A 403-nucleotide genomic window follows, 5' to 3' on the forward strand; every position below is an offset into this window, starting at 1 on the left:
ACCACGACGCCCTTGGGGCGGCCGGTCGAACCCGAGGTGTAGATCACGTAGGCCGGATGCCGGACGTCGAGCGAGGTCTGCGGGTCGGTGTCCGGCCAGTCCCCTTCGGCCACATCCGCCGGGTCGTCGATCACCACCGTGGGACGGGCGTCGTCCAGCATGTACGCGATCCGTGCCGCCGGGTACGCCGGATCCACGGGCAGATACGCGGCCCCGGCCTTCAGCACACCCAGGACCGCCACCACGGACTCCACCGACCGCGGCAGAGCCACCGCCACGACCTGCTCCGGCCCGACACCCCGGGCGATCAGCGCATGCGCGAACCGGTTCGCCCGGGCATTCAGCTGCCGATACGTGAACTCGGCGTCTCCACACACCAGCGCGACCGCGTCCGGCGTCGCCG

General features: G+C 71.7%; 1 protein-coding gene. It reads right to left on the reverse strand.

The genetic code is table 11. The annotated features are described in order from the left end of the window. Positions 1 to 403 (reverse strand): AMP-binding protein (locus ADK64_RS08690; RefSeq protein ID WP_159046201.1); only part of this gene is annotated, 403 nt, incomplete at both ends.

The sequence above is a fragment of the Streptomyces sp. MMG1121 genome, assembly GCF_001280015.1.
In the GTDB taxonomy this organism is placed as follows: Bacteria; Actinomycetota; Actinomycetes; order Streptomycetales; family Streptomycetaceae; genus Streptomyces.